Origin of the sequence: Chryseobacterium contaminans (assembly GCF_001684955.1) — a bacterium.
Classification (GTDB): Bacteria; Bacteroidota; Bacteroidia; order Flavobacteriales; family Weeksellaceae; genus Chryseobacterium; species Chryseobacterium contaminans.
The window spans coordinates 14,773-41,013 of the sequence record NZ_MAYF01000068.1 but is presented as its reverse complement, the minus strand read 5'-3'; the positions used below and the strand labels follow the sequence as shown (position 1 = coordinate 41,013).

At 36.0% G+C, this 26,241-nt stretch carries 22 protein-coding genes; 7 read left to right on the top strand and 15 right to left on the bottom strand.

Going from position 1 to position 26,241, the window contains the following annotated elements; all coding sequences use genetic code 11:
- Positions 1 to 75 precede the first annotated feature (75 nt).
- The gene (locus BBH99_RS05750) at positions 76 to 2,910 is read right to left on the bottom strand and encodes an alpha-amylase family glycosyl hydrolase (RefSeq protein ID WP_066693240.1); all 2,835 of its coding nucleotides are present in this window, start codon (positions 2,908 to 2,910) and stop codon (positions 76 to 78) included.
- A 200-nt stretch (positions 2,911 to 3,110) separates the two neighbouring features.
- Positions 3,111 to 4,142: a T9SS type A sorting domain-containing protein gene (locus BBH99_RS05745; RefSeq protein WP_066693197.1), complete on the bottom strand. Its 1,032-nt coding sequence runs from the start codon at positions 4,140 to 4,142 to the stop codon at positions 3,111 to 3,113.
- A 144-nt stretch (positions 4,143 to 4,286) separates the two neighbouring features.
- Between BBH99_RS05745 and BBH99_RS05740 the strand changes: the two genes are divergently transcribed.
- The gene (locus BBH99_RS05740; protein ID WP_073300570.1) at positions 4,287 to 5,159 is read left to right on the top strand and encodes a helix-turn-helix transcriptional regulator; all 873 of its coding nucleotides are present in this window, start codon (positions 4,287 to 4,289) and stop codon (positions 5,157 to 5,159) included.
- A gap of 92 nt (positions 5,160 to 5,251) precedes the next feature.
- Here BBH99_RS05740 and BBH99_RS05735 read toward each other — a convergent pair whose 3' ends face one another.
- Positions 5,252 to 5,536: a hypothetical protein gene (locus BBH99_RS05735; RefSeq protein ID WP_174715423.1), complete on the bottom strand. Its 285-nt coding sequence runs from the start codon at positions 5,534 to 5,536 to the stop codon at positions 5,252 to 5,254.
- A gap of 171 nt (positions 5,537 to 5,707) precedes the next feature.
- Positions 5,708 to 7,315, bottom strand: a complete 1,608-nt coding sequence (locus BBH99_RS05730; protein ID WP_066693187.1) for a fumarate hydratase — start codon at positions 7,313 to 7,315, stop codon at positions 5,708 to 5,710.
- Between the two features lie 195 nt (positions 7,316 to 7,510).
- Between BBH99_RS05730 and fumC the strand changes: the two genes are divergently transcribed.
- Positions 7,511 to 8,905, top strand: a complete 1,395-nt coding sequence (gene fumC, locus BBH99_RS05725; RefSeq protein WP_066693184.1) for a class II fumarate hydratase — start codon at positions 7,511 to 7,513, stop codon at positions 8,903 to 8,905.
- 194 nt (positions 8,906 to 9,099) lie between these two features.
- Entirely contained in the window at positions 9,100 to 11,082 is a 1,983-nt protein-coding gene (locus BBH99_RS05720; protein WP_066693181.1) for a T9SS type A sorting domain-containing protein, read from the top strand.
- A 102-nt stretch (positions 11,083 to 11,184) separates the two neighbouring features.
- On the opposite strand, the gene BBH99_RS05715 is transcribed toward BBH99_RS05720, so the two are convergent.
- The 8 genes from BBH99_RS05715 to BBH99_RS05680 all read right to left on the bottom strand — a co-directional run bounded on the left by BBH99_RS05715 (position 11,185) and on the right by BBH99_RS05680 (position 20,042).
- Positions 11,185 to 11,901, bottom strand: a complete 717-nt coding sequence (locus BBH99_RS05715; protein WP_066693179.1) for an ABC transporter ATP-binding protein — start codon at positions 11,899 to 11,901, stop codon at positions 11,185 to 11,187.
- A gap of 3 nt (positions 11,902 to 11,904) precedes the next feature.
- Entirely contained in the window at positions 11,905 to 13,371 is a 1,467-nt protein-coding gene (locus BBH99_RS05710) for a DUF5687 family protein (protein WP_066693177.1), read from the bottom strand.
- Positions 13,372 to 13,421: 50 nt separating this feature from the next.
- Positions 13,422 to 15,071, bottom strand: a complete 1,650-nt coding sequence (locus tag BBH99_RS05705; RefSeq protein ID WP_066693175.1) for a DNA repair protein RecN — start codon at positions 15,069 to 15,071, stop codon at positions 13,422 to 13,424.
- A 605-nt stretch (positions 15,072 to 15,676) separates the two neighbouring features.
- On the bottom strand, positions 15,677 to 16,582 hold the full coding sequence (porD, locus tag BBH99_RS05700) for a type IX secretion system protein PorD (RefSeq protein ID WP_066693172.1): 906 nt from the start codon (positions 16,580 to 16,582) through the stop codon (positions 15,677 to 15,679).
- Positions 16,583 to 16,618: 36 nt separating this feature from the next.
- The gene (coaBC, locus tag BBH99_RS05695; protein WP_066693169.1) at positions 16,619 to 17,824 is read right to left on the bottom strand and encodes a bifunctional phosphopantothenoylcysteine decarboxylase/phosphopantothenate--cysteine ligase CoaBC; all 1,206 of its coding nucleotides are present in this window, start codon (positions 17,822 to 17,824) and stop codon (positions 16,619 to 16,621) included.
- 123 nt (positions 17,825 to 17,947) lie between these two features.
- The gene (locus tag BBH99_RS05690) at positions 17,948 to 18,271 is read right to left on the bottom strand and encodes a DNA-directed RNA polymerase subunit omega (protein WP_039370228.1); all 324 of its coding nucleotides are present in this window, start codon (positions 18,269 to 18,271) and stop codon (positions 17,948 to 17,950) included.
- Positions 18,272 to 18,313: 42 nt separating this feature from the next.
- Positions 18,314 to 19,309, bottom strand: a complete 996-nt coding sequence (locus tag BBH99_RS05685; protein ID WP_066693167.1) for an outer membrane protein assembly factor BamD — start codon at positions 19,307 to 19,309, stop codon at positions 18,314 to 18,316.
- Between the two features lie 103 nt (positions 19,310 to 19,412).
- Positions 19,413 to 20,042: a TetR/AcrR family transcriptional regulator gene (locus tag BBH99_RS05680; RefSeq protein ID WP_066693165.1), complete on the bottom strand. Its 630-nt coding sequence runs from the start codon at positions 20,040 to 20,042 to the stop codon at positions 19,413 to 19,415.
- A gap of 96 nt (positions 20,043 to 20,138) precedes the next feature.
- Here BBH99_RS05680 and BBH99_RS05675 point away from each other — a divergent pair, with 96 nt between their 5' ends.
- The 4 genes from BBH99_RS05675 (at position 20,139) to BBH99_RS05660 (ending at position 22,854) form a co-directional block, all read left to right on the top strand.
- Entirely contained in the window at positions 20,139 to 20,765 is a 627-nt protein-coding gene (locus tag BBH99_RS05675) for a TatD family hydrolase (protein ID WP_066693163.1), read from the top strand.
- A complete protein-coding gene (locus BBH99_RS05670; protein WP_066693161.1) occupies positions 20,758 to 21,483 on the top strand; it encodes a tRNA threonylcarbamoyladenosine dehydratase in 726 nt (241 codons plus the stop codon). Before BBH99_RS05675 ends, BBH99_RS05670 begins: the two co-directional genes overlap by 8 nt.
- Entirely contained in the window at positions 21,483 to 21,854 is a 372-nt protein-coding gene (rnpA, locus tag BBH99_RS05665; protein WP_066693158.1) for a ribonuclease P protein component, read from the top strand. Before BBH99_RS05670 ends, rnpA begins: the two co-directional genes overlap by 1 nt.
- Positions 21,855 to 22,248: 394 nt before the next feature.
- A complete protein-coding gene (locus BBH99_RS05660) occupies positions 22,249 to 22,854 on the top strand; it encodes a DUF4126 domain-containing protein (protein ID WP_066693155.1) in 606 nt (201 codons plus the stop codon).
- A 52-nt stretch (positions 22,855 to 22,906) separates the two neighbouring features.
- Here the strand turns inward: BBH99_RS05660 and BBH99_RS05655 are convergent, their stop codons facing one another.
- Genes BBH99_RS05655 through BBH99_RS05645 form a run of 3 tightly spaced genes read right to left on the bottom strand, consistent with a single transcriptional unit; the run spans position 22,907 to position 26,241 of the window.
- The gene (locus BBH99_RS05655) at positions 22,907 to 24,994 is read right to left on the bottom strand and encodes a tetratricopeptide repeat protein (RefSeq protein ID WP_066693153.1); all 2,088 of its coding nucleotides are present in this window, start codon (positions 24,992 to 24,994) and stop codon (positions 22,907 to 22,909) included.
- A gap of 1 nt (position 24,995) precedes the next feature.
- On the bottom strand, positions 24,996 to 25,547 hold the full coding sequence (locus BBH99_RS05650) for an LptE family protein (protein ID WP_066693237.1): 552 nt from the start codon (positions 25,545 to 25,547) through the stop codon (positions 24,996 to 24,998).
- Positions 25,537 to 26,241: a hypothetical protein gene (locus BBH99_RS05645; protein ID WP_066693151.1), complete on the bottom strand. Its 705-nt coding sequence runs from the start codon at positions 26,239 to 26,241 to the stop codon at positions 25,537 to 25,539. Before BBH99_RS05645 ends, BBH99_RS05650 begins: the two co-directional genes overlap by 11 nt.

Sequence of the window (26,241 nt, the reverse complement as noted above, 5' to 3'; positions counted from 1 at the left end):
AAATCTGCAAAAAAGTTATATACTTCCCCATAAGAAAAAAGGCAAATCTGCGGGGTTGCAGATTTACCTTTATATTTATTTTACGATCATCTTCTGAATTGCCATTCCGGTTTCTGATTTCAGATGAACCAGATAAGCTCCAGGTGGATAATTTATCTTTAGCTCATAAGTTCCATTTTCTTTATCAAGTTTAAATGAATCCAGCCTTTTACCGCTCATATCGAAGATAACAATCTCTCCGTTTTTAGCTTTGTTAAAAATTAATTTTGCCGAACCATTTCTGATCGGGTTATCTGCAATCTGAAGAGATAGTTTGTTTCCGGCATTTGCATCTGAAACAGACAAAGCTCCGGCATCATTTCCAAAAATCCTGAACTCTCCAGGCTGTAAAGTAATTGGAGCTATTGTAGAGCTAATATTTGAAACCGTATCATCCATCAGGTTCTTCCACTGCCCAACGTAAGGGAAATAGGGAACCACATTTTGTACAGAAGTGGAATAATTAGCAAGAACCACCACGTTTTTCATTCCGTTGATTGTATTGTCATACACATAAATCCTTGTAATCAATCCATCCGGATCATTCGCAAGGTTGTTTGACTCTATGGTGTAGGTCTTTGATTTGAATACCGGATAGGTATTTCTGATACCAATGATTCTTGCCCAAGTATCATAAACGGACTTTCTATTAGCATCCGTATCATATCCTAATGTAAAGGCTACAGGCTTTTCATCAGTTCTGCACCCGTTGTTGATGCTTCCATCTGCACATCTGTTGATGCTGAATTCATAGCCCAGTTCTCCAAACTGCCAGATCATTTTCGGACCAGGAATGGTAAAGAATGTCGCTCCAAATGTTTTCATTCTTTCTAATGCCGTATTCAGATTTTTTACACTGTAACTTCCATTCTCCGCTCCATAAGCCAGGTTTTTAAACATTAATCTTTCTTCATCATGGCTTTCCCCATATCCTACAGCACGCATTCCGGTAAATCCGTGAAGATTGTGATTCATACGGTCATAGTTACTGTTTTCCTTATATCCCATTGTATTCTGGTTGTAAGGTTCTGTCTGCTTGTTCCAAAGCATCACTCCTTTTCCTTCTGCTATTCTGAAATTAGCCCATTGCTGTTCTTCCTGATCTGTTCCCAGATGTTCAAATATCATATAAGAATTCGGATCAAGTGCCCATTGCTTGTCTGCATAGTTTTTCAAAATATCCACCCTGTCCTGCTGATAGGCATTGGTACAGTTTTCATCATTTTCAGAACAGTTTTGAGTGAAGCCTTTTGTTAAATCCCATCGGAACCCATCAATGTGATACTCTTTCAGCCATTGCTGAAGACATCTTTCAACGTAATATTGAGTTGAAGGGCTGGAATGGTTAAAATCATTAAACACATTGTATGAATGTTTCGGTACCTGGTTAAAATAAGGATTATTGGGAGCTACATCACCATAACCGTCCCCATCCGGATCTATATTCCAAAGCCTTACTAATGGAGAACGTCCTGTTGCATGGTTAAAAGCTACATCCAGGATCACAGCAATACCATTCTGATGGCACAGATCAACAAATTCTTTAAATTTTTCAGGAGTCCCATAAGCTTTATCTAAAGCGTAATGGAAAGAAGTATTGTATCCCCATGAAAGATTTCCGTCAAATTCCATTATAGGAAGCAGTTCAATGGCATTGATCTTCAGGTTTTTTAAATAAGAAATTTTATTGATCAAAGACTGCCAGTTTTTCTCTTGCGTAAAGTCTCTTAATAAAAGTTCATACACTATAAGATCTTCCTTTGCAGGCCTCTGGAAATTAGTTACCTGCCAGCTATAAGATGTTTGCCCGGTTTTAAATGTTGAAACCTCAAAACCCTGCCCCGCCGGAAATGCCGGAAGATTAGGATAGGTAGAAGAGGAAATCCACGGATCATCATAAGAAGATAAAATTTGAGGAGAATAAGGATCAGCCACTTTTCTCAGGTCATTAGTTCTGTATTGGAAGGTATACAGCTGTTGTGGAGTCAATCCATTCAGCTCAATCCAATAAAGATCTGGGTTAGCAGTATCTTTTTTCATTAAATAAGTGTCATTCACCGTCCAGTTATTGAAACTTCCGATAACATGAACAAAGTTTTTGTGGGGAGCATACAAAGCCAAGCCAACTTTAGTCGGATCTATAGAATCATAATTGATTCCTTGCTTAATCCAATTCGGAATAGCCTCTGAAATTACATTTCGAGGAACCTGTAGAATGAATGCTGCACTTTTTGAACTGCTTCCCTCTGTAGCAATGAGCTCCATATTGGCATCTTGTGAAACCGTATAATTGTAGGAATAAGATGAAGACGGTGTAGATGTGGAATTTACTACAATGCCATTCGCCTTAAGCTGAAAAGTGGCATTAACATTTGTAGTAGCGGTAATATTAATTGAATTTCCAACAGGAACTGTGGTAAGACTGTTCGGCGCAGGATTTGTCAAATTTAAGTTCAGGACTCCCACATTCACGAAAATATCCGGTGAACTCTGATGTGTTCCGGTTTTATCCTTTAATAAAAATCCAAACCTTCCGATTCCCGTCCTTCCGAAAAAGGTTGTTGGCGTCAATGTTATTGAGTATGTATCTGCTCCAGCGTTGTAGTTAAGTTTATTCAGATCATTAGAATTGTTCCAGCTTCCATTGGTAGGACAATCCTGACTGTTCTGATAATTGGTATCAAAAGACCAGGACCAGATATAAATTGCATTATTGGTTACTCCCCAGGCGGTTTCATCAATCTGATCTCCGGGAACTGTTAGGGTAATGGCATCTGTTTCATTAAACGGATTGGGTGAAATCGTATAGCTGATTTGCCCAAAAACAATCATTGTAATGAAAAGCAAAACAATAATATAGATTTTTTTCATGTCTTTATTTTTATCGAATATAATATTAATTTTTCTTCGTAGAATAGATTTCACTCTATTTTAGGTGAAGATTTATAGTTTGATTACAAAAAAGGCCCATGATAAAAATTTCATGAGCCTTTCGATAAAAGTAATTGTAATGAACTATACCGTATGTAACGGAAATCTACCGGATATATTGATTCAAATGTTAAAAAAATTTAATTTTTTATAATTTTCTTTACTATAGATTCTCCGTTATTTAATTTTAATTCTATGATATATAAGTCTGAAGGGAGGTTATTCATATTGATCTGAGTACCTGAAAATGAAGCCTCAACTCTTTGTCCGGCTGCATTGATAATCCTTACATGCTCAATCAAAGAATCACTTTTGAGCGTAAGTATTCCTTTAACGGGATTTGGATATACGTCAATCCTATTCTGCCTCGGATGAATATCTGCAGTACCCAATTGTTCCTGAGATTTCATACATCTTACTGATGCACCTTGTCCTCTTGGGCCGCCTGCTGATGCATTAGCCACTGTTGATCCTATGTATAAATATTTGCCTCCTGTTGTTGCTGCATTGGAACTCCAGAAATATCCCCTTTTCCCGACAAAAGTAAATCCTCCGTCTGAACTGCTACGATAGCCTCCCATTGGCAGTTTTAAATTTCCACCATAAGCTTTTACCGGAGAAATAATATTCTCGGCCTGAACAACATTTGCCCAATCTGCCTGAGAAGGGAGTTTCCATTCCAAGCCAATTACTCTGCACGGATCGGCACCCATCGTTTCTGTTACTTCTGCCAACCCTGTACCAGCCCATTTATCGTCTGCTCCGTTAGAAGACCACCATCCTGGTGAACCTATGATAAAAGATCCCGAGCCCGGTAATCCTTCCGGTGTATTGTCTGAGGGAGAAGATATCAAAGGAGAGTTTCTCAACTGATGCCCATCATCCCATCTTCCCCATTGAAACAGATCTCCATAAGACTCTTCGTCATCCAAAGCCTCTGCTACTCTTTCACTTCCTAAATTTTGCAGCAGCCAGACATTTCCATCAGCAGCCCTTACCGTAGTATAAACAACCGATTGCCCCTGATAACTAAAGGTTACACATCCCAAATCTCCGGAATTATTTCCCGGATCTGTATTATTACAACTTTGTTGTCCATTTAATGCAGCCCCTGCTACCAGTAATATTCCCAACCCCAAGCTTTTTATTGCAAAAAATAAATTTTCAGCCATTGTTATTATTTTTAATTATTCTAAATTTAATTTAAATTTGCGCAAAAGTAGCTTTCAAAATTAAATTCGGGTTATCATTTCCGAACTTTTAATTATCCCGGTTAAGGTGCTTTAAATGTTGTTATGATTGTAAAAAAACGTTGTATGGAGAGCCAACAGCAAAATGGGCCTATTTTCATATCGGAGAATATTGAAATTACTGTGCATAACCCGTTGGTTTCAGAAGGTTCTTCAAAATCATATATTCTTGAAGATCCATCGAAATTCAATCTTCTATTCTTGCTAAGTCCTGAAATTCATCTGAAGACTTATGATTGTGATACACCATTCATATTTAAAAAGTATCAATACATTCTTCATTATTCAATAAAGAAAAACAAAGCTGAATTGTGGACGGACAATGAGGAAAACATGAAATATGTTCATATTCAGCTTCATTACAAATATATTTCAAACCTTATTAATCCTTCATCTAACACAGAAGCATCGGAAATTCTGGAAAAGATGCTCCAAAATAATTTTATCTTCCTTCAAAAATCTACCCATCCAAACATGACGGTTGAAATGCATATTATTTTAAAAGAGATTTTAACCTATTATAAAAAAGGGGTGATGCAGAAATTGTTTATTGAAGCCAAGATTATCAAGCTATTAATTCTCATCTTTGAACAGTTTAATGAAAAAAATAATTTAGAAACGGCCTCAAAGACTCCTGAAATGATTAAACAATTTATTGATGAGAATTATCACCGGAATATTAAAGCGGAGGAAATCGGAAAATTGATAGGTATCAATCAAAACCTCATCAGAAAAGAGTTCAAAGCTGAATATCATACAACAATTAATCACTATATCTCCGAATTAAGAATGTTGAAAGCCAGGAAACTTATTACGGATAAAGACATTATGATTAAAGAAATAGCTATTGAATGCGGCTACGAATATTTACAGAATTTTACCCGGGCCTTTAAAAAGAAATTTGGAGTATCTCCGGAGTCCCTTAGGAATAATAAATAGAAAAACCGCTTAAAAAATTAAGCGGTTTATATATGTTGTTTTGCTTTGATATTACTTTTTCAGAATTCAGGTGAAAAAGCAATGACAATCAATTAATGATGATGTCCGTGATCGTGAATGAAAGGTCCGTTCCCTTTAGGTTGGCTGTAAATAGTTTCTACACCTTCCTGCTCAGTAATAAGCTTTCTTCTGATATCTTCAGGATCGAAAGGCTTCACTTTTCCGAAATACTCTTTCAAACCTTCAGTTAGCCACATTGGGATTACTAATCCGAAGAACATAAAAATACACCAGAATCCTACTAAGAACATAGTAATGAAAAATACAGTCCAAAGGAACTGGTAGAACGGCCAAAATGCTGATAAAATAGTTATCATTCTCTTAAAGATTTTAGGCAAAAATAAAGCTTTTTTCTTTTTTACACAAAAGATACAGGCTCTAATTTTTAATTTATTTTAATTCTATATAGATTTTAAAGCGATGAGAATGGGGATTTGAGATGTAAACTGACATCTCTTATCTCCACTCTCAGTGTCTTTTTTATCGGATTAATGAGCAAGATCTGCGAAGAAATCGTTCCCTTTATCATCCGTAATGATAAACGCAGGGAAATCTTTTACTTCAATTTTTCTTACTGCTTCCATTCCTAATTCCGGGAAGTCTACCACATCTACAGATACAATATTATCTTTTGCCAGAATAGCTGCCGGTCCACCGATAGATCCAAGGTAGAACCCTCCGTATTTGTTACAAGCATCAGTAACATCTTTACTTCTGTTTCCTTTTGCCAGCATGATCATACTTCCTCCATGGCTTTGGAACTCATCCACATACACGTCCATTCTTCCTGCTGTTGTTGGTCCAAAACTTCCTGAAGCCATTCCTTCCGGTGTTTTTGCCGGTCCTGCATAATAGATTGGGTGGTTTTTGAAATATTCCGGCATTGGTTTTCCACTGTCGATGATTTCTTTGATCTTCGCATGAGCAATATCTCTCGCTACGATTAATGTACCGTTCAGTTTTAATCTTGTTTTGATCGGATATTTTGAAAGTTCAGCCAGAATTTCAGGCATTGGCTTATTCAAATCCACTTCAACAGCTTCTTCAAGGTGTGGTGGTGTAGCTGGTAAGAATCTTTTTGGATCCTGCTCCAACTGCTCAAGGAAGATACCGTCTTTTGTAATTTTTCCTTTGATATTTCTGTCTGCTGAACAAGAAACTCCCATTCCTACCGGGCAAGAAGCTGCGTGTCTTGGAAGTCTGATTACTCTTACGTCGTGAGTAAGGTATTTTCCTCCAAACTGCGCTCCGATAGCACTTTCCTGGCAGATTTTCTGAACTTTAGCTTCCCATTCAAGGTCTCTGAAAGCCTGTCCGGCTTCATTTCCTTCTGTTGGAAGGTTATCAAAATATTTTGCAGAAGCTTTTTTAACAGCGGCAAGGTTGGCTTCAGCAGAAGTTCCTCCAATTACCAACGCTAAGTGGTAAGGTGGGCAAGCTGCTGTTCCAAGGTCAGAAATCTTTTCTTTAACGAATTCTTCAAGAGACTTCTCGTTCAATAAAGATTTTGTCTTTTGATAAAGGAATGTTTTGTTAGCAGAACCTCCTCCTTTTGTTAGAAATAAGAATTCATAAGAATCACCTTTTTTCGCATAGATATCAATCTGTGCAGGAAGGTTGGATCCTGAGTTCTTCTCATCAAACATTGTTAAAGGAACAACCTGAGAATATCTTAAGTTTCTTTTCTGATAAGTATTGTAGATCCCACGGCTTAAGAATTCACCGTCATCCACTCCTGTGTATACGTTTTCTCCTTTTTTTCCCATTACGATTGCCGTTCCTGTATCCTGGCAGGAAGGAAGAGCACCTTCCACCGCCACGGCAGCATTTTGTAATAAGTTATAAGCAACGAATCTGTCATTATCTGTAGCTTCAGGATCATCAATGATTCTTTTCAGGCTTTCAAGGTGGGAAGAACGCAACATAAAAGAAACGTCTGCCATAGCTTCTTCAGCCAATAATTCCAATCCTTTTGGATCAACAGTTAAAATTTCTCTGTCACCCAGTTTTTCAACCTTTACATAATCTGATGTAAGCTTTTTATACACCGTATCATCTTTCTGAATTGGATACGGATCCTGATATCTAAATTCCATTCAATTTTTTGTTTGTACAAAAATACGGCTTCCGTTAAAAAAAGATGAGTAAAATCAGTCATTAAAATTGATATTTATAATGATTATAAATTGCGGGTTTATGAGTTTATAAGTACCTTTATACTAATCAAATAATGAAGCGACGAAAGGTAAAATAGAGCTTCAGCATTTAAAATACTATAAATTTCAACCACAATGAATTACAGAATAGAAAAAGACACCATGGGAGAAGTGCAGGTACCTGCAGATAAACTTTGGGGTGCACAGACGGAACGTTCAAGAAACAATTTCAAAATAGGTCCTGAAGGTTCTATGCCTCACGAGATTATCGAAGCTTTTGCTTATTTAAAGAAGGCTGCAGCTTATACCAATACAGATTTAGGAGTGCTTTCAGCTGAAAAAAGAGATATGATCGCTAAGGTTTGTGATGAAATTCTTGAAGGAAAACTAAATGATCAGTTTCCTTTAGTGATTTGGCAGACCGGCTCGGGAACTCAATCAAATATGAACGTGAATGAAGTGGTTTCCAATCGTGCTCACGTTAATAATGGCGGAATTTTAGGCGAAAAATCTGAAATTCACCCGAATGACGATGTGAATAAATCCCAGTCATCTAACGATACTTATCCAACAGCTATGCACATTGCAGCCTATAAAAAAGTAGTGGAAGTAACCATTCCGGCTGTTGAAAAATTAAAAAATACCCTTGCAGAAAAAGCCAAAGCCTTCAAAGATGTAGTAAAAATTGGAAGAACTCACCTGATGGATGCCACTCCATTGACTTTAGGACAGGAGTTTTCCGGCTATGTCGCTCAACTAGAATTCGGATTAAGGGCTTTAAAAAATACCTTACCTCACCTTTCTGAACTTGCTTTGGGTGGTACGGCTGTAGGAACAGGATTAAATACACCTAATGGCTATGATGTAAAGGTGGCTGAATATATTGCAAAATTTACTAATCATCCGTTTATCACAGCTGAAAATAAATTTGAAGCACTGGCAGCTCATGATGCTATTGTTGAGAGCCACGGAGCTTTAAAACAACTTGCAGTTTCCTTATTTAAAATTGCTCAAGATATCAGATTACTGGCCTCAGGACCTCGTTCCGGAATCGGAGAAATTTATATCCCTGAAAATGAGCCGGGATCATCTATTATGCCAGGAAAGGTAAACCCTACTCAAAACGAAGCACTGACAATGGTTTGTGCTCAGGTGTTAGGAAACGATACTACTATTTCATTTGCCGGAACTCAGGGAAATTACGAGTTAAATGTTTTCAAACCGGTAATGGCTTACAACTTCCTTCAATCTGCACAATTGATTGCTGATGCATGCATCTCATTCAATGACCATTGTGCTGTAGGCATTGAGCCGAATCATGAGAGAATTAAAGAGCTTGTAGATAAATCTTTAATGCTGGTAACAGCCTTAAACACTCATATCGGATATGAAAATGCTGCAAAAATTGCAAAAACAGCCCATAAAAATGGAACAACTCTTAAAGAAGAAGCGATCAACCTTGGCCTTTTAACAGCTGAACAGTTTGATGAATGGGTAAAGCCTGAAGATATGGTGGGCAGCCTGAAATAGTTTTGATTTCCTCTCTGAATTAAATGATAAAAAGAGATTGTTCTAAGAGCAATCTCTTTTTTTGCATTTAGTTGTAGCCACGTAAAAAAGGCAATGTAAAAAAATCAAAAAACAATACTTAAAAAAATAAAATAAATAACATAATAAAATTATTTATAAATTTATATCAAAACTAAAAACCTAAATCTCAAGATATGAAAATTTATTTGCCAGCATGGTCTGTTCTTAGAAAAGCCATGTATCTGCCCCTCTTTATGTTCATGATGAACACTTTATTATATGCACAGAAAGTTTACATAAGCAGCCAGAGCTCACAAAAGTATGGGCCATGTGGTGCCTGTTCTGTTCTGAACCCTCAAAATGTTGTAGGGCCTGATGAAAGTGATTATACTTCCTTAGTAATTCCTCTGGGACTTGGTTCAAGAATTGAGCAAGATCTTATTTTTCCTTCTGTAAAAACCCATACAAAAGCTGTTATCGGCATAGGAACAAATATTTCCGGTTTATCAGTTCAACTACTTGCAGGGGTTTCTGTAGAGACCTTTAACGGAAATGTATCCAATAACGATTATAAGATTGTTAATAACGAAATACTCAAAATCGGGTTAATAGGCACTAATTCGGAAAAAGGGACTATTGAGTTTTTCACAACAAAGCCCTACGACCGAATACGGATAAGTTTAAATGCGGGATTATTAAACCTCAATGGAGGATTGAATTTATATTATGCCTATCAGCTGGATAACAGAGTTTATGCAAGTAGTGAAACCCACATCGCTTCTTCATTCGGCTGCAATAACTGCAGTGTTATAAACCCACAGAATGCAGTTGGCCCAAATGAAAATGACTATTCCACCTTAACAACAGGTTTCTACATGAATGAAACAGATATTCAGCAAACACTCTTATTCCCAAAAATCAGAACATTTACTAAACTTATAGTGGGCGTTGGCAGCGATAGTATGCCTATAGACCAAATGATAAACGATAGGGTTTATATTCAAACCATTAAAGATGACGATATGACCGCAGAACGTTTCCATGAAATTAAAAAAGATCCTCAAAACCCCAACCGCGGGACAATAGAAATTATCACAACTGTACCATATAAGGGAATCAATCTTAGATTACGCGGTGCCAATTCCAGTATGGCGCCCGCTGTTGACCTGAAAATCTACTATGCCTACCAGGAAGAAATCAGTCTTGACGCATGCAAAAATGTTCCTTATGATCCATTTTATTATTTTTCCTTTAATGGAAATACCAGCAGTACAAAATTCGGATTTAACCTTCACCCGTCAGTCCTTTTTCCTGAATTCAAAAACAATATAGCCTGCCAGCAAGGGCTTACCTCAACAAATTCACCTTACACCCTTGAAACTTCAGATATTTCCCCTTCCCTTTATACCGGAGACATTACTGTTTCATTCTGGGCAAATATAAGACCCGGCGATCCACTTATTCCAGATCCGAATGATCCTGACGAATACCTTCCTCCTACCAAACCACAACCTTTTCTTCAACTGGAAGCTTTTGGAGAGAAATTTCGTATGACTCCCAGAAGTCTTATGATTGGTGAGGATTTTGATGGTGGACAAATTTCCCAATCGGGAGGTTATGCTCATTATGTATTAGTATTAAAAGCAGATGATCTGGAAACTGAAAACGCCTGTATTTATATTAATGGAATACCAGGGGGCGGTTCTACCGATGAAGATGGAACTTGCACATCATGGACCCAACAAGAAAGAATTAAACATAAAAGGATTAAAATTGCACTTGACCGGGCAGATATTGATGAACTCATTATTTATAACAGAGCTCTTAATGAGAGTGAAATACGTTTGCTAGCCCATTCTTATAGCGCTATTACAAACACAACATTCACAAAACAGCATCAGCTTCTGACATCCAATAAAGTTAAAGCCAATCCTCAAGAAGAAATATTCACTGTATTTCCTAACCCAACCAAAGGACAGGTTACATTAAAAGGGAATATTCCTTTCGAAAACGCAAATATATCCATAAGAAACACCTTTGGCACTGAAGTTTACCGCTCTAAAGCGAAATCTAACATGATTGATTTGCCTGCAACATTATCAAATGGAGTCTATATTTTTACCCTACAAACCAGCAATAATAAAATATACAGCCAAAAGATTTACCTAACAAGGTAAAAGAAGCATAACTTCATTCCTGCCATAAATAAATCTGCCTTTATATAGGGCAGATTTATTTTATAGTATATTTATTTTTTACTTAAACCCATTATTGTATGATTACCCTATCGGATCTGAAACCTGATCCGCAAAGTATGTCTCAAGGTCTTTCAATGTCTCCGGGTTGGTCTGTATATCTTTTACAAGCAATCCTTTATTCACCACTACAATTCTATTGCAAACTTCCGTTGTATGGGAAAGATCGTGGCTGGAAATCAAGAAAGTAACTCCATCCTGTTTTGATAATTCCTTAATCAAATTTTTAAGCTTGATCTGCGTAGACGGATCCAGGTTAGCAAAAGGTTCATCTAAAATGATGATTTCAGGATCTCCAATAATAGCCCCTACAATTCCTACTTTTTTCTGATTTCCTTTTGAAAGGTCCCGGATATATTTATCGGATTTAAGGATTTCACCATTAAAAAAATCATGAAAAGGTTTTAAAAACTCATCTACAGAAGCTTTATTCCGCCCTCTTAATTCACCAATGAAATAAAAATATTCTTCAGGTGTAAGATAACCGATCAGAAAAGAATCATCTACAAAAGCTGAAACTTTGTTTTTCCAGATCTCCGATTCATTTACTTTGATCCCATCAATGCTTACAAAGCCTGTACTTGCCTGAATAAGATCCAGCATCAGACTGAAAAGAGTGGTCTTTCCGGCTCCGTTATTTCCTACCAAGCCAAAGGTTTCACCATTAGAAATTTCAAGATGTTCAATATTCAGAACCGTTGCTGTTCCGTATGTTTTTGATAAATTATTGATAGTAATCATAGCTTAGTCTTTATTTTTAAATGCCTCTAAAGTGCTGTATTTTTCTTTTTTATAATGCTTTACAATAATCTCAAAGATTTTTTCCCTCAGTAAAAATCCTATCAGTCCTAGGATCGCGATACTTATTACTCCTGCTGTAATCCCAAAAAGAGATTTTGCGCCGGCAAATACAGCCATAGGAAGCAGCATTTTAGGAATCATCAACAGCATCGACTTCAGGTTAAAACTATTCTTCTGTCCGAATCTTTTTTCTTTTGAATTAAGATCAATCTGAGTTTTATTAAAGGCTCCGGACCAAAGCGTAAATTGTGAATTGACTCCAATATTATATAATCCGGCGGCAAAGAACGTCACATAAATTTCCCAGCCAAAGTAAGTGTAAACTGAAGCCAAAATGATTGAAACACCGGTCACAATATTCATTAACCACCATTTTGCTTTTAAATATTCTTTGTACGGAACATTCAGAGTCATCATCAGAGGGTAATAAGAGCTGTCAAAAGCAGGAACTCTCTGCCCAAACAAAAACTGAAAGCCTCCTGTTACAAAAAGCCCCATGAACATTGTCATTGCAGGAGTTTTATATGCTTTAGAAGTATACATCAGTAATCCATAGAAAAGAAACATAAAACTTCCAAAAAGAATACCTCGGGTTACTTTATTGCGTTTCAGCATTTTAATATCATTGCTGATGAATGTTCCTATGACTCCATATTTATTCAGAAACGCAATATTTTCTGTTTTCCCTATTAATTTCTTAGCTTCAAGACCCTGATCCAGATAGAATTCTTTCTGGATATATTTAAAACAAAAAAACCATATTATCATAAACAGGATAACAGGAATCAGAGCAAAGTACGGTTTTTCATAAAGACTATAAAATGCTGTTTCTGAGTAAGAAAGTATTGGAATAATATGATAATACCCTAATGCTGACACTATTGCAACAATTATAGCTGCAGCAATGGCAACTTTTTCTGTACTGTTCAGGAAAATATTGATAAAGCTATTCAGGTAAAACAATGCAGAAATACCTATTAGCCATGATAAGATTCCAATGGGGTTATATCCATAGAACAGTGCAATGCCCGAAAATGTGATAAAAAAAAGAGAATTCAGCCAACTGAGAGCCGATAAAAAAGTTTTTACCAACAGATAGTTTACCAAGGTACTTTTTTTAATATTTAAGGTAAGGAAAGGCTTGATATTCTGCGTTGGAATTTCCTGCCAGAGGTATTTGATGGCTAAATCTGTAACCCAGCCTAAGAGTAAGAGCGTGGAAACAACCTTTAAAGGATCCTGATGCATTTCATTCTTTACATACATAAAGACCAGAAAAGCCACTCCTACAAGACATCCCATGAAATAAAGAATCGCAATGAATCTTAAAATTTTCATGGTAAGATTGATTCCTAAAGAGGTACCACGGAAAAAGCTTTTAATTTCAAGATTAAGGAACTTTAGCAGCATAGTTTAGTTTTTTACATTAGTAAATATAACGTAAAAAACGTTACAGCCTCTTAACCAATAAGTTCTTTCGCCTGCGCAAGAGCTGCTTCTGTTATTTTGCTTCCTGAAAGCAACTGGGCAATTTCATTCAGTTTTTCATCATCACTCAATGGGATAATGGTAGATTGGGTTTTCCCGGCAATGTCCTGTTTTACCACTTTATAATTATCATTTCCTTTTGCGGCAACCTGTGCAAGGTGAGAAATAACAATAAGCTGCATATCTTCGGACATTTCACGCATCAGATTTCCGATTTCTTCAGCTACCTTTCCTGAAACTCCGGTATCTATTTCGTCTAAAATTAATGTTGGTAATTCATCACTTTCTGCAATAATCTTCTTCACAGCAAGCATCACCCTTGATCTTTCACCACCAGAGATAGCTGTTTGGATCGGCTTTAAAGGAAAGCCTGAGTTAGCCTGAAATAAAAGCTGGATATTTTCTTTCCCGAATTGATTAAACTCGTCAGCATCCTGCAATTCTATATCTACTCTGGCTTTTTCCAGTCCTAATTTTTTAAGAAGCCCTTCCGCTTTTTTAATGAAAACAGGAACATTCTTTTTTCTGTTCTTGGAAAGCTTTTCGGCTAAAACCTGAAGTGATTTTTCTTTTTCAGCAATATTCTCTTCGGTTTCAATAATTTGAGCTTCCAATTCTGAGGCGCCTTTCTGATCTCCTGACAATTCATTTCTGATCCCAATCAATTCAGTAAGGTCTGAAACATTATGCTTAAGAAACAACGCATTAATTTTATTATTCAGTTCAGTAAGAACGAGAAGATTTTCCGGGTTGATCTCCAGTTTTTCAGCTTCATGTTCAAGTTCAGAGATAATATCCTTTAGCTCTACAAATGAGGTGTCAAGCCTTTGGTCAAGCTCTGCAAAATTGGTTGAAATCCCTGCAATTCTGGAAAGTTTAGCTTTTGCTTCGTTAAAAAATGAAAGAATTCCAATTTCCTCCTGATGAAATCTTGATAGGATCTGACCTACATTTTCAGAGATCATTCCCGCATTTTCCTGAACGGATAACTGGTTTTGAATATCCTCGTAGTCTATATCATCCAGTTTCAATTCTTCAAGCTCATTGAGTAAAAATTCTTTGTAATCACTTTCCTTATTGGTTTCTGAAAGCTGTGTTTTTAGCTTTTTCAATAAAGCTTTAAGGTTCTGAAATGCTAAAAACTCCTGCTGATAGTCTTCGATAATATTTTTATTTTCAGAAAGTCCGTCAATAATTTTAAACTGATATTCTGAGGTAAAAAGATTGGAAGTTTCAAATTGAGAGTGGATATCAATTAACTGAGATGAGAGTTCTTTCAATATATCCAGTGTTACCGGAACATCATTGATGAACGCTCTTGACTTACCGGATGGCAATATTTCTCTTCTGATGATGGTTTGCAACTCATAATCCAGATCATTTTCAATAAAGAATTTCTTGAACTGATTGTTTAATGCAAACTCTGTTTCTACAACGCTTTTTTCTTCTGCTTTTGAAATGGATTTTACATCTGCTCTTTCCCCCAGGATAAGACGCAATGCACCCAAAATAATAGACTTTCCTGCTCCGGTTTCTCCGGTAATTACCTGAAGACCGTTATTCAAAGATACTTCAAGAGTATCAATCAGGGCAAAATTCTTAATGTAAATTCTTGAAAGCATGGATAAACGACGGGTTACTTTAAATGCAAATATAGAACTTTCAAAGTCAGTATTCAATAGCTAAGACATAGCAGTCCAATGAAATTTTTAAATCCACTATTGAAAACAATTATTTCACTTACCTAAACGTATTAAAAAAAATAATCCTTAAAGTTATTTGAGAACTTTGAGGATTATTCTTAAAAAATTACATCCGCAAACGGATACAATTTCTGGCTTTATATGGCTTTATGTAATAGCATTTGAGATCAATTTCCTATCTGTCTCAATTACTATACAAAATTTTTACACCATGCAGGTACAATCTCTGTTTGGAGGATAATATCCTATACATGTTCTTATACCGTCTTGAGTTGCCCACATACAGCAACCACTGCATCCATAAGAAATAGGACCACTACCTAAAATGTCTTTTTGTTGATCTCTCGTTAGCTTTCGTGCTTTGATTTTTGATTTCATAATATTAAGATTTAGTGAGAATTAATTATGTACTATAGTAACAAATATAGAAAATAATATCAAATACACATAAAAAAACCAATTTTTTATAACATAAAACAATATAACGTTTCTTATTTCATACCCACACACTTATAACAGAAGTTTTATACCTTCCATTTATTCCACTTATTATCAATATTTTTCGGAGAAAGGATAATCATGGTTTGCTTCAGATCATTAAGGATAAGCCCGCCATTATTTCCGGAATTGAAAACATTGAAGATCTCATCACTCTTTGTATCCATAAAAAGGTTGAAGAAAAAGCCTTGCTGAAAAGAGTTTTCATACATTTTAAGCTGCATCAGGGCATCAAAAATCACTTTTTTACCCGGAGTCTGATCCTGATTAAAAAGATTATCCATACCGGATCTGTGATAGGTATATATGGTAGATCTCAACTGGCTCCAGTTAGGATTCAAAATTTCGTTAATTAAAATGGTACGGCTCCTAGGCTCATTGATGGTATTCCATCCGTCATAGTTTCTGTTTTGGGAATTTTGAGCAATCTGCTGCGCTTTTGAAAACCATTGTGTCCCTCCCATTGATTGGAAGCTATCTGCATCATAACCTAAAATAAGATAAATATAGAAACTGATTACGTCGGTAAGGTTTTTACCTGAAAACTGTCTCTCATTGAAAATAAGATTTTCGTTCTCAATATATTCAAAGCTGAATCTCTGATCCTGAAGATTGATTAAAGGTGACTCATACGTTGTGTTATAAACAGGGCGTACCGCCTGAACAACAATAGTTCCTTTGAATTTATTGACATCTCTTTCAGAAATAACAATGGAAAAACCACATTTGATTTTTTCAAAATTCTGTAATTTCTTGCCGGTCCAGCTGGTATTGTTGATAAAATCTCTAAGACTTTTCTCCAATGCTTTAAAAGCCTGTTGGTTACTTCCTCCTATCTGCTGGGAATTTACCTGGACAGTTGCCAGCAGCTCCTGGGAAAAACCAAGATTAAAGATCAATAACAGAAAAAATAAACTTATAATTTTTTTCATTGTCTATTAAAAATTGAGAACGGAAATTTATTAAAATTATTTTAAAAGCTGAGATTCAACAAAATTGAGAATATCTTTTGCCACATCATCTTTAGATTTCAGATCAAATTCTCTTTTCTCTGTTTTAGTGAATATCTTGATCTTATTGGTATCATTTTTAAATCCTGCACCTTCATCACGCAGAGAGTTTAGCACAATCATATCAAGATTTTTCTTTTCCAGTTTTCCTTTTGCATTTTCTTCTTCATTCTGGGTTTCCAAAGCAAATCCTACCAGAAACTGATGGGTTTTCTTTTCACCCATTGTTTTAAGAATATCTGGATTTTTCACCAGTTCTATGGTAAGGTTTTCATCATTCTTCTTGATCTTTTCCTTAGCCACATCCTTTGGAGCGTAATCTGCCACTGCAGCACTTGCAATGCCAATATCTATTGTATCATAAAATTCAAATACTTTGGCCAGCATTTCTTTTGCAGAGGTTACTTTATGCAGTTCTACACTTTTATCGGTAAGAACCTGAGAACTTGGCCCGGAGATCAGAATCACCCTAGCTCCTCTCTTTGAGGCTTCTTCAGCCAAAGAAAATCCCATTTTTCCAGAGGAATGATTTCCTATGAATCTTACCGGATCAAGGGCTTCATAAGTAGGACCAGCTGTAATTAAAACAGTTTTTCCTTGCAGGCTTTTTTCAATGATATGATCTGAAAAATAATTACTAACTGTATTAAAAATGGTTGCTGGTTCAGCCATTCTTCCTTGCCCGATCAACCCGCTTGCCAATTCCCCGTTTTCAGCAGGAATAATCTTATGACTATAACTCTCTGCCAGTTCTAAGTTTCTTTTCGTGGAAGGGTGTGCATACATATCCAGATCCATTGCCGGGGCAATAAATACCGGACATTTTGCAGACATATAAGTTGCAATCACCAGATTATCACACATTCCGTGGATCATTTTAGACAGGGTATTGGCCGTACATGGAGCTACAATCATTACATCTGCCCATAAAGCAAGCTCTACGTGGCTGTTCCAGGTTCCGTTATCATCATAAAAGTCAGAATAAACTGGTTTCTTTGATAGGGTAGCCAAACTTAATTTGGTTACAAAATGTTCTGCGTCAGGGGTCATAATCACCTGTACTTCGGCACCTTGTTTTACAAAGTCTCTTACTAAAAAGTGAACTTTATAGGCTGCAATTCCACCGGAAACTGCAATAAGGATTTTTTTACCGGAAACACTCATTTAGCTTTAATTTTTTTGAAATACTAAAATACTTATTTTTTCCCATAATCAGGGTTTAAAACAGCAAAGGTCATAAAAGAACCGAGTTCCTTTATGACCTTTGTTTATAAAAAACACAGATGATTACTTTCTGTCTTCTGTTTTTCTGAAATATACATCATCGTTTAACCATTCTTCAATAGCAATTGAAGTTGGCTTTGGAAGTTTTTCGTAATGTTTAGAGATCTCAATTTGTTCTCTGTTTTCAAAAACTTCTTCTAATGTAGAATTGTGAACAGCAAATTCATCTAATTTGTTGTGAAGTTCCGTACGGATCTCCGCATTGATTTGCTCTGCTCTCTTTCCCATGATAACAATAGCTTCGTAGATTGAACCTACTTTATCTTCAATCTTATCTTTGTCGTAAGTAATAGTATTTACTTCTGCTTTTGTATCTTTTACACTCATTTTGAGAAAATTATTTTTATTTTAAGATGGCAAATTTACGAATTATCTTTTAATTTTGAAAGTCGCTGCAGGTGGAGGGGTCTGAAGTGCCGCACTATCCCTCTGCATCTGCTTTGCCTGCTTTTCGTTGCTGATCTGATCTTTAATCTGCTGTTCTTTTTTATTCTGATTATCAAGCTTTTCTGCCTCTTTCTTTTGTTTAGCTGTTAAAGCTGCAATTTTTGCTTCAGTTTCTTTTTTAACCACCGCAAAATGCTCTTTCTCTTTTTCCAGCTTTGCTCTCAGATCAGATGCTGTTTTAGAATATTCTGTATTAGGAAGTTCTTTTTCAACCATTTTCGTGTAGGTTAAAGCACTTTCAATACGTTCATCTTTAAGATTATAAACAGATTTCATCGCCAATTCATAACGGGACTTCATGATATAATCATAAATTTTCGGGCGAAGTTTTGTACTTGGAAAGTCTTCCAATACATTTTCCAAAGCTACGTTAGCTGCTTTGTACTCTCCCATTTTAAAATATTGTCTTCCGTTTTCGTACGCTTTAAACTCTAGTTTATAAGTCAGTTCATCAATAAGCTGACTAATATTTTTTGATCGTTCCGAATTTGGGTAATTGTTCAGGAAGTCCTGAAGCTCATTAACCGCTAATTCTGTACTTGACTGATCCAGGTTGTAATCCATAGATCCCTCATAGTAGCATAACGCAGACATATAAGCTGCTTCTTCCGCTCTTGGATCTTTTGGGAAGTTTACTGCAAAGTTTTTAAACTGATGCCCTGCCAGTTTATAACTTTTATCATAGTAATTGGCATAAGCTGTATTGAAACCTACATTAGGGAAGTCATCCGTTCCTGCTACAAGGTTCGCTAGTCTGTCATAAAGAGCCAATGCGTTTTTCCACTTTTTCTTAGCGAAGTTTTCATTAGCAGCTTTTAAGATAAAATCTTTATCAGCACTCTTCATTGCTCTTTCTTGCTGGCTTACACATGATGCCACCACTGCTACAGCAAAAAGACCTAAAATATATTTTTTCATATAAAAAATTCAACAGTTTTCGGATTATACAGCCGATTTACTAATTTGCAAAAATATAACTTTTTTGTCAATAGATTTTTTTTTATGAATATTTAACGTAATTTTAGTCTGCAGCGTATCCTAAAATTGCAAAAACACTTAATAAAAGATTCATTCTTACTTTCTTTTCAGCCTCTTTTGCATAGGCTTCTTCGTTTTTACTTGGTACGTAAAGTTCATAAAAATTTTTATTCCGGATCACAAATAAGGTAGAGCCGATAATCATCGTAAGAATATCTTCCGGTTTTGGAGTAAACGTAAATACTCCGGAAGCTACTCCTTTTTTGATGACTTCATCCAGTTTTTTTACAAACAACTGGTAAAAATCAAGTAATTCATCTTTTAAATTCTCAGTATGACGGAGTTCCTGGGTAACAAACCCATGAAAATAGTTGTATTTGAACAGCTGGGAAACAATATACTTTATCATTTCACGCATCTGCATTTCCGGCTTTCCTTCTTTGATGGTATCAGCAAATTCTGAAAAATTTTCTCTGGTCTTCAGTACTCTATATTGATAAAGATAAGACATCATTTTCTCCTTAGAACCGAAGTAATAAGAGATCATAGCGACATTGATATTGGCTTTGGAGCAAATATCTCTAACAGAAGTTCCTTCGTACCCTTTCTTTGCAATTAATTCTTCCGCAATATCCAGTATGTGAATCTGCTTTTCCGTAAATTTTTTTTTCATGAAGTGCACTTTGAGTAAAGTTAAGAAATTTTTAACACATTTATAAACGATCGTTTAATAATTTTACATTAATTCCAAATAGTAGTATTTTTGAATATGGAATTTTTTGATTTTCACCATCATAAAAAATACATCAGAGACGGAATTTACAATTTGGACATTGAGCAAATTCCGCCAGATTCCCTTTATTCAATAGGAATACACCCCTATGACATTGACATTAACAACATTGATCACCAGTTAAGCTGGATAAAAAATATGATGTTTGAGAACTGTTTTGCCATTGGAGAATGTGGTCTGGATTCTCTGGTTTCTATTGATCAGAAAATACAGGAGGACGTTTTTTTAAAACAGATCAATATTTCCAATGAAGTAAAAAAACCCGTCATCATACATTGTGTGAGAAAATTTTATGAAGTAATTTCTTTTAAAAAAAAGGCGGAACAAGCTATGATTATTCATGGTTTTAATAAAAAACGAAAAATTGCAGAGGACCTTTTGGCTAATAATTTTTATCTGAGTTTTGGAAAAGCTGTTTTGTATAATTTATCTTTGCAGGATATTTTAAAAAGCACTCCCTTAGATAAATTCTTTTTAGAAACTGACAATGAAGATTTTAAAATCGAAGAGTTGTACCTGAAAGTTTCAGAACTAAAAGAAATTTCTCTGGAAGACCTCAATGAACAAATTTTAGAAAATTTACACACAATACAAAATGGATAAATACTGGCTGGAAAGAACGGAACTTTTGGTAAAGGAAGAAGGATTGGAAAAGCTTATTAAAGCCAATATTCTGGTGGTAGGACTTGGTGGAGTGGGTTCTTTTGCAGCAGAATTCCTAGCAAGAGCCGGTGTAGGAAATATGACCATTGTAGATGGTGATACAGTGGATATTACAAACATCAACAGACAGCTTCCGGCCCTGCATTCAACAGTAGGAAAACATAAGGTGGAAGTGGTTGCAGAAAGACTGCTTGATATTAATCCTGAGCTTAAATTATTCAAAATCAATGAGTTTTTGAATCCTGAAAGAATGGATGAAGTTCTTGATTCCGGAAAATTTGATTATGTTCTTGACTGTATTGACAGTGTAACACCAAAAATTTGCCTGATAAAGGCTGCCAGAAGAAGAAAGATCAAGATTGTAAGTTCCATGGGTGCCGGAGGGAAGACTGATCCGAGCATGGTAATGGTAAGAGACATTAGCAAAACCCACAATTGCTTCCTTGCCAAACAGGTAAGAAAAAGATTAAAAAAGGAAAAAATCAATAAAGGTTTCCGATGTGTATTCTCTAATGAAATTCAGAAGGAAGAGAGCCTGAAAATGACAGATGGAAGCAATTTTAAAAAATCATTTTACGGAACCATCAGTTTTATTCCTGCAATTTTCGGTTTATATGCTGCTGCTGAAGTGATTAATTATTTAGTGAAAAAAGATTAATGCAGAATTCCAAATATCCAAGAGCGGAAAAGCTCAAAAAAAATACAGAGATCAGTTTACTTTTTGAAAAAGGTAAATGGAGAACTTCCGGAAATCTGAGAATCATTATCCTAAAAGACAAACCTACAATCCCGATTGAAAGTGGAAAATTTGGAGTTTCTGTTTCTAAAAGATATTTCAAGAGAGCAGTTCATAGAAACCGAATTAAAAGACTGTTAAGAGAGTGTTATAGACTGAATAAAGGTTTATTTAAAGAAGCTTTCGGAGAAAAGACCATGGCTATGCTTTTTTGGGTTTCTTCTGAGATGCCGCCAAAGTTTCGGGATGTGGAAGCACAGTTTATCAAACTTTGTGAAACCCAGAAAAAATAATTTCTGATTAGGGAAAATAACAAATGAGTGATCATATTTAATTCTTCTGACGGTTTTTTCTCTCGCAGATTTTGCTGGTTATGCCATTTTTTTTCTTTTCCCCCAGATCACACAGATTAGCACAGATCAAACTGTAAAAATGTTCGTTTAAAAATCTGCAAATCTTTTAAAACATATATCAACCATAGCTGCCACAGATTGATACAGATGATTACATGTATATAGCCTTTTATAAAGTTTATATTGTAATAATTACTTTAGCTATCTTATTTATCACTTTTATCACCCTAAACTGCGCATCTTGTAACCTGAATCCTGACCTCATCACTCACTGCATTTCAAATCTCACATACTTTTTGTAATTTTATAGGAAACAATAAATCTGAAAATTAATATGTTGGATCAAGTTCCCTACCTTTCGTATATCATCAGTGCCTTTATTGGTATTGGGCTATCTGCAGCTACAGGCTTCAGGGTATTCCTACCTATGTTCGCCGTAAGTCTTGCATCCTATTTTCATTGGATTCCAATGAGTGAAAGTTTCGAGTGGCTGGCGGGCTTACCTGCACTCATCACAACAGGGATCGCAACGGTTGTTGAGATTCTGGCTTACTATGTTCCATTTGTAGATCATTTACTGGATACGGTTTCTATTCCTATGGCCACTGTGGCAGGCTCTATTTTATTTGCCAGCCAGTTTGCTGAATTGGGAACATTTCCTCAGTGGGCATTGGCATTAATTGCGGGGGGAGGAACGGCGGCCACTATAAGTTCCGGTTTTGCAGGAATAAGAGCTGCTTCTACAGCAACTACGGGCGGATTGGGAAATTCCGTGGTGGGAACTACTGAGACCGCAGGAGCTGGTATTATGGCTGTCCTCGCAATGGCTGCTCCTATTATTGCTGCAATTCTGGCCATTCTCTTATTAGTTGTGGTAATTGTATACGGAAGAAAAGCATGGAGGAAGTTACGGGGCAAAAAAACGCCTTCAACAGAATAAAAAACAAAAAAGGTACAGTCTTTCAAAGCTGTACCTTTTATATTATTATATCTTAGTTTTTACTTCTAAAATCTTTGATCTCTTTAATTCTGGTTTCGAAATATTCTTTCTTTTCCGGATGCTTTTTAATCAGTATTTCAAACGCTTTAATTGCTTTAGAATATAGTTTCTGTTCAAAATAGAGATTGGCTAAAGTTTCGGTCATCAGGTGAGAAATATCGTCATTCTTTTCTTTGACAACATAGGTGCTCTCCTCTTTCAGCTGGCTTATTCTAGGATTGTTTTCAATAAAGGTTTCAATGGCTTTTTCTTTGATATCTTCTTTTTCTTTCTCCGCCTCGTCTGTCCTGTCTATTTTCAGCCAGCTCTGCCATGTATTGATAAAACCAGGGACATTGCTGTTCACGGAAGCATGAGGAACACTTTCCTTTGTTGTTGTCTTCATTGATTCTTCTTTCGTTTCCTTTGATTCACCAACTTTCAAGCTTGAAATGTCTGTACCAAAGAACGAAACATTCATTACCGGAACTTCTTCATTTTTCTGAGCATCTTCTTCCGGAGTTTCCTGTGCCTGCTCTCCTTTTTCAGGTTGCTCTGCTATGACTTCTTCTACAAAAATATCTTCAGCTGGTTGCTCTTCTATCATTTCCTGCTCTTCAACAGCCTCTATATTTTCAATTTTTATTTCTGCTGATGGTATTTCTGTTATTACAGGGATATCTGTTATAGGAGCATTGGATATCACCGTTTTATTAATTAAAGAATCGGGTATATTGGATTCAATACTCATAGGTTTCCATGCTGCCTGAACTTCAGGAACACTTTCTTCTACAACTTCTTCTTTTATGGCTTGTGGTTCTTGTTCCTTGTGCTCAGATGGCTCTATCTGTCCTTCTTCTTTTTGTATTTCTTGCCCTTTTCCTGAACTTTCCTGGTCGGTTGACCAGAAATGGAAACTTTGAGTTTCTGCAAAGCTTATCTCATGATCTTCAGTTGCTTCCGGCTCTATCTGTTCTTCTTGCGCAACAGATTTAGCCTCCTTCATTTTCTTCTCAACCTCTTCTATCAGGCGTCTCATTTCCTCCTCATGCTTATTTACATTAAGCACAGGAGTTTCAAGAGCTTCAGTAATTTTTTTGTTATTCCCCTGAATTTTAACATCCGGTAAGAATGCTTCTGTTCCATGGAAACTTAATTCTGCTCCCGGCTCTTCTGCAATCTCTTCCTTCAGTTCAGAAACAGCTATTTCTTCATCAGCAATAGCTTCAGCATCTTCTGTTGAGACTTCAACTATATTTTCTTCTGCTTTTGCTTCTGGTAATATGGATTCTGTTTCCTCAATTCCCGGATTTTCCTCTTTTTCAGCTGGAGTCTCAGCTACATTTTCTTCAGCCTCTACTTCTGGTAATAAAGCTTCTGTCTCTTCAAAACTCAGGTTCTTCTCTTCTTCGACTTGTTCTTCTACTGTTTCTGAAGCAATCTGATCTTCATTCACTACAGTTTCCGGAGTGAATTTTTCTCCTGCATTTTCTTCTATATCCGGCTGTGTTTCCTCCTCTTTCTGTTGAACCGCCATTATAGTTTCTGGTTCGGATTTCTGGGTTACCAATGTTCCTGATTCTAATGTAGATTCAAGATCAATTGTTTCAGGATTTACCTCATTCAGGAAGTTTTCTTCGCCTTCAAACAGGATTCTGTTGCGCTCTCCGTTGATGTAGAGATGCTTCACTTCCTGTTCTGTCTTTAATGTGCATGTTTCATTTTCTTCTTCTGCTGCTTTTTCAGGAGCAGAAACGACTTCTTCTCTTCTGATTGGGAAACCTTTGACATTATAGTTGTATTTAACTGGTTTATCAGCAACAATTACAGAAGGTTTATCTTCAGTAACTACCGCTTTTACTTCTTGCTGAATTTTCCCGTTGATCAGTTGATAAAGAATTTTTTTATCAGTGGTATAAGCCGCTGTTATGGATAGTTCTTTCTGATAGTTCTCTTTTTCATACAGGTGTACTCCATACAGATGAAGTGCCCTGATATTTTGAATATAGGGAAATGCGTGAATCTCTTCCTTCAAAAGACTTAGATCTTCTGACTGAATATTTTTCGGATTTTTTATTAATTCTAAAACTCTGGGATTCATCTTACCAATTCGCTACAATGTCGTTAAAAATCTTGTTAATAATTCTCTCAGTCACAATTTTTACCTGTTGGCTTTCGATATCACTTTGTGACAAATTACTGTTAAAAGCAGCTTCATCCGAATAAGTTCTGTCAAAACTGGAATCCGGGTGTACTTTATTTTCATAATGTACTTTTACGGTAATTGTAAGTTTATTCTGAGCCTGCTGCACCACTCCACCTGCGGGGTTTGTCTGCGTATTGGAGCTGATTGTTGTAGGCGTAATGGAATAGTCTGAAATTTCTCCTTCTATCAAGATATCAGGATTTGATTTTGTTCCTTTCAGGGTAGTTCTTTGTAAAAACCTGTTTTGAATATCTGTTGAGAACTGTTGTGATAATGCCGGATTTACAAGAGAGGCATTGTTCGGAAACTCATTAATCTGAACCGTTTTTTCGTCTGTAAGAGATGATCCGGTAAAGCTATAGCATGAATTCAACACTCCCAGCAAAGCAAAGAGGGCCACTATTAGTAGTGGTTGTTTCAGGCTTATATTTTTAATTTTAAAATTCATTTTTAGATCCAATTTCAGTGATTTCATCAAACTCAATTTGTTGAATAGCATCTTCGTAAGCAAAATAATTAGCAGTATATACAAATGGAATGGTAAGAAAAAGGCCAATCCCACAGGCAAGAATTCCAATCTGAGCTAAAAGTCCTACTACGAATGCGAAAAGAAGAATTGATATAAGGTTTCCTTTCGTCATTACTTTTGAAATATTCCAGGCTGTTTTGATATCTTTAATTCCTTTAAGACTTATTAAAGGAACAATATAAAAGGCCTTTAAGGCAAAGTAATAGATTGCAATCATTACTACAAATAGATAAGGAAACATAAAAAATCCTGCCATCGGGTTAGGATCATCATTTCCAGAGAATGCTCCTGTTAATGCCAATACAATAATCAGTGGAATATAAACGATTAAAACAGCTCCAAAAATAATGAGTTGTAAAATAAAATAAGGCATAAAGTCTTTAAAGTCGAAAATATCTCCGGGACTTGCAGGCTGCTTTCTATTGAGTTTTTGAAGATATTTATACAAATTACCCATAGCCAGCATTCCGCAAAAAGGAATAATTGACATAACGATGCATACTAAAAATGCAACAAAAATATTTCCGAAATCCTTTTTTAAAAATTCGAAACCTCTGTTAATATATTCCCCTAATTTAAAATTAATCGGCTTAGGTGTTAAATTTACATTCAT